Origin of the sequence: Candidatus Protofrankia californiensis (genome assembly GCF_900634765.1) — a bacterium.
In the GTDB taxonomy this organism is placed as follows: domain Bacteria; phylum Actinomycetota; class Actinomycetes; order Frankiales; family Frankiaceae; genus Protofrankia; species Protofrankia californiensis.
Map to the genome: position 1 here is coordinate 4,975 of NZ_CAAAFT010000447.1, position 4,508 is coordinate 9,482.

4 protein-coding genes are annotated in these 4,508 nt (G+C 68.6%); all 4 read right to left on the reverse strand.

Features of this window, described 5'->3' with window-relative positions:
* Positions 1 to 933 (reverse strand): 2Fe-2S iron-sulfur cluster-binding protein (locus tag DD1DGNOD_RS23260; protein WP_131771032.1); only part of this gene is annotated, 933 nt, incomplete at its 3' end.
* Positions 934 to 938: 5 nt separating this feature from the next.
* Positions 939 to 2,300, reverse strand: a complete 1,362-nt coding sequence (gene nuoF / locus DD1DGNOD_RS23265) for an NADH-quinone oxidoreductase subunit NuoF (RefSeq protein ID WP_131771030.1) — start codon at positions 2,298 to 2,300, stop codon at positions 939 to 941.
* 2 nt (positions 2,301 to 2,302) lie between these two features.
* Positions 2,303 to 3,037 carry an NADH-quinone oxidoreductase subunit NuoE gene (gene nuoE / locus DD1DGNOD_RS23270; RefSeq protein ID WP_241251799.1) on the reverse strand — a complete coding sequence of 245 codons (735 nt, stop codon included), beginning with the start codon at positions 3,035 to 3,037 and terminating at the stop codon, positions 2,303 to 2,305.
* A complete protein-coding gene (locus tag DD1DGNOD_RS23275) occupies positions 3,037 to 4,446 on the reverse strand; it encodes an NADH-quinone oxidoreductase subunit D (protein WP_131768569.1) in 1,410 nt (469 codons plus the stop codon). Before DD1DGNOD_RS23275 ends, nuoE begins: the two co-directional genes overlap by 1 nt.
* Positions 4,447 to 4,508: the final 62 nt, after the last annotated feature.

A 4,508-nucleotide genomic window follows, 5' to 3' on the forward strand; every position in this document is an offset into this window, starting at 1 on the left:
TTCGACCAGCTCCCCGGTGGAGTCGTCACGGATCAGCGGTGTGCGCAACCGGTCGGCGCCGCCCGCGTAGGTGAAGGCGAACCGGCCCTTGTCACAGTTCCACTCCTCGTTGACGGCCGGATCCTCGGCGGCGAGCCGACGCATCACCTTGCCGCGGCGGTGGTCGGTCCGCAGTGCGCATCCGCCCGCGCAGTGCTCGCAGGCGGTCGGGGTGGACACGAGGTCGAACGGACGGGCCCGGAAGCGGTACGCCGCGCTGGTGAGCGCCCCCACCGGGCAGATCTGCACGGTGTTGCCGGAGAAGTAGGACTGGAACGGCTCGTTCTCGCTGACCGCGACCTGCTCGTTGGAGCCACGCTCGAACAGCTCGATGAAGGGGTCGCCGGCGATCTGCGCGGAGAACCGGGTGCAGCGCGCGCAGAGCACGCAGCGTTCCCGGTCGAGCAGGATTTCGGTGGAGATGGCAACCGGCTTCGGGAACGTCCGCTTGGGCTCCCGGAACCGGGAGACGGACCCGCCGTTGGCCATCGACTGGTTCTGCAGCGGGCACTCGCCGCCCTTGTCGCAGATCGGGCAGTCCAACGGATGGTTGAGCAGCAGGAACTCCAGCGTCCCCGCCTGCGCCTTCTTCGCGACAGGTGAGGTGAGCTGGGTGCGTACGACCATGTCGGCCGTGACCGTCGTCGTGCAGGAGGCGACCGGCTTACGCTGGCCCTCGACCTCGACGATGCACTGCCGGCAGGCGCCGACGGGATCGAGCAGCGGATGGTCGCAGAACCGCGGGATCTCGATCCCGAGAAGCTCGGCCGCCCGGATGATCAACATCCCCTTCGGGACGCTCACCGCGATGCCGTCGATGGTCAGGGTGACAAGATCCGGCGGCGCGGGCTCGGCCGGGGGTTGCGAGGCGCTGCTCTTCGACACGGTTGTCATAGTGATCAGTGAGCTCCCGCGAAGGCGTCCGGCGTACCGGCGACGCTGTCGGTGGCGGCGGAGTCTGCGTCGCCGGTGCGGCCGGCGGCGGTCGGGCCGGTGGAGATCAGCCCTCCGGTCGGGTCGGTGGGCGCGGCTGGGACGAACTCGTCCCGGAAGAACTTGATCCCGGAGACGATCGGCGAGGTCGCACCGTCGGCAAGCGCGCAGAAGGCCCGACCGAAGATGTTGTCGCAGGCGTCGACGAGGGTGTCGACGTCCTCGGCGTCACCGTCGCCGCGTTCGAGCCGGGAAAGGATCTGGACCATCCACGTGGTGCCCTCGCGGCACGGTGTGCACTTGCCGCAGGACTCGTGCGCGTAGAACTGGGTGAGTCGCCGGACGACCTTGAGCATGTCCACGGTTTCGTCCATGATCATGATGGCGGCCGTACCGAGCAGGGAACCGGCCTCGGCGACACCCTCGAAGTCCAGCGGGACGTCGAGATGGTCCGCGGTGAGCATCGGCGTCGAGGAACCGCCGGGTGTCCACGCCTTGAGCCGCCGTCCCCCGCGGATGCCACCGGCCATCTCCAGCAGCTCGGCAAGGGTGGTCCCCATCGGCGCCTCGTACTGCCCCGGGCGGGTCACGTGTCCGGACAGGCTGTAGATCTTCGGCCCCGGCGAACGCTCCCGGCCCATCGACCGGAACCACTCGACCCCGTGCCGGATGATGAAGGGCACGGTGGCAATGGTCTCGACGTTGTTGACCACGGTCGGGGACGCGTAGAGCCCGTGTGTCGCCGGGAACGGCGGGCGCAGCCGGGGCTGGCCGCGGCGGCCCTCCAGCGAGTCGAGCAGCGCCGTCTCCTCGCCGCAGATGTAGGCACCGGCACCGGAGTGGACGACCAGGTCCAGGTCGAAGCCGCTGCCGAGGATGTCGCGGCCCAGATAACCGGCCTGGTACGCCTCGGCGACCGCGGCGCGCAGTCGGCGTCCGCAGTGCACCAGCTCCCCGCGCAGGTAGATGAAGGCGCGGTGGGCCCGGACCGCGTAGGAGGCGATGACGATGCCCTCCACCAGCGAATGGGGATCGGCCATCATCAGCGGCGCGTCCTTGCAGGTGCCGGGCTCGCCCTCGTCCGCGTTGATGACCAGGTAGTGCGGTTTGTCATCGCCCTGCGGGATGAAGCTCCACTTCATGCCGGTGGGGAAGCCCGCGCCACCACGACCTCGCAGGCCGGAGTCCTTGACGATCCTGATGATGTCGTCCGGGCTCATCGCCAGGGCCTGGCGCAACCCCTGATAGCCGTCGGTGCGCTCGTAGACGGCGAGCGTCCAGGACTCGGGGGTGTTCCACCGTCCGGTGAGGACCGGGGTAACCGGCATGGTCAGCTCCCCTTCGTCGGATCGTCGGTCTGCGGGGTGGCGCCCGGAACGCCGTCGACGGGGGCTCCGTCGACCGCAACGCCGTCGCGGGAGGCGGTCGCCTCGGCGGGCGCATCCGCGACCAGCAGCCCGGCCACGGACGGTTCGCCCACACCCGGGCCGGCAACCGCGTCGGGCCGCGGGTCGGGGATGCCGGCGAGCTGCCGGGACGCCTCGGCGAACGTGCACAGCGGCGCACCCCGGGTCGGGGCCGGTCGCTCGCCGCGCCGCAGCGCGTCCACGATCTCGCTCGCGGACTGCGGGTCCACCTGGTCGAAGAACTCGTAGTTGACGGTCATCACGGGCGCGTAGTCACACGCCGCCAGGCACTCGGCATGCTCCAGTGTGATCGTGCCGTCCGGTGTGGTCTGGTCGTGCCCGACCCCGAGACGCTGCGAGAGGCGGGCGTAGACCTCCTCGCCGCCGAGCAGCGCGCAGGAAAGGTTGGTGCACACCGACACCAGCCAGTCGCCGACGGGCCGGCGCTTGTACATCGTGTAGAAGGTGGCGACCGCGCTCACCTCCGCCTGGGTGATACCGAGTACGGAGGCGCAGAACTCCACCCCCTCGGACGTGACACAGCCGGCCTCGGCCTGCACGAGGTGCAGCATGGGCAGCAGTGCCGACCGGGAACGGCCGGGTGGGTACCGCGCGATGATGTCCGCCGCGGCGGCGCGGGTCTGTTCGGTGAGCGGCACTACCGGTCAACTCCCCCCAGGACTGGGTCGACGGAGGCCACGCCGACGATCACGTCGGCGACCTGCCCGCCTTCGGTCATTGCCGGGACCGCCTGCAGGTTGACGAAGCTGGGTTCCCGGACGTGGACGCGGTACGGCCTGGTGCCGCCGTCGCTGACCACGTGGTAGGCCAACTCCCCCCGAGGCGACTCCACGGCCGTGTACACCTGCCCGGCCGGCACCCGGAAGCCCTCGGTGACCAGCTTGAAGTGATGGATCAGGGCCTCCATCGAGGTACCCATGATCTTGCGGATGTGGTCGAGGGAGTTACCCATCCCGTCGGTGCCGATCGACAGCTGCGCCGGCCAGGCGATCTTCTTGTCCGCGACCATCACCGGGCCGGGCTTCAACCGGTCGAGGCACTGTTCAACGATCTTCAATGACTCGCCCATCTCCTCCAGCCGCACAAGATAACGGGCGTAGGAGTCGGCATCCAGCGAGGTGGGGACGTCGAACTCGTAGGTCTCGTAGCCGCAGTACGGCATGGTCTTGCGCAGGTCCCACTCGAGCCCGGCCGCACGCAGCACCGGCCCGGTCACGCCGAGTGCGATACAGCTGGCCGCGTCGATGTAGTTGACGTCGACCATGCGCCCCTTCCAGATCGGCTGCCCCGACAACAGAGCGTGATATTCTTTGATCCTTTTGGGCATGTCGAGGAGAAACGCCCGGATGTCGGGTACGACGCCGTCGGGAAGATCCTGGGCCAGCCCACCGGGGCGGACATAGGCGTGGTTCATCCGCAGGCCAGTGATCGTTTCCAGGAGATCGAGGATCTTCTCCCGCTCACGGAAGCCGAAGATCATCCCTGTGGTGGCCCCGATCTCCATGGCTCCGGTGGCGAGCCACACCAGGTGCGAGGCGATCCGCTGCAGTTCCATCACCAGCACACGGATGATCGTGGCCCGCTCGGGGATCTCATCGGTCACGCCAAGTAGTTTTTCCACCGCCAGGCAGTAGGCCGTCTCGTTGAACAGCGGCGCGAGATAGTCGGCACGGGTGAGGAATGTGACCGCCTGTGTCCAGGTGCGGAACTCACAGCTCTTCTCGATCCCGGTGTGCAGGTAACCGATGACGACCTGGGTCCGGGTGACCGTCTCACCCTCGATCTCCAGGACGAGCCGCAGCACCCCGTGCGTGGACGGGTGCTGGGGACCCATGTTGACGGTGAGGCGCTCGGAATAGTCCTCGCCGCCCAGCACCTGCTCCCAGTCGCCGCCGGTGACCGTGTAGACCCGCCCTCCCGCCGACTCGGTGAAACCGGCTTCGTAGGCGTCGCCGTACGCGGGAACGTCGTCAACCGGCGGTCCGGCGGATGCCCTGGACCCGGCCGGAGCGGTGAATGCGGCTGACGTGTCGGATGCTTGGGTCATAACGAACCTCGTAGTGGCTCAGGAGCCTGAGCCTCCGGCGGCGCGAGAAGATCATGATCGCG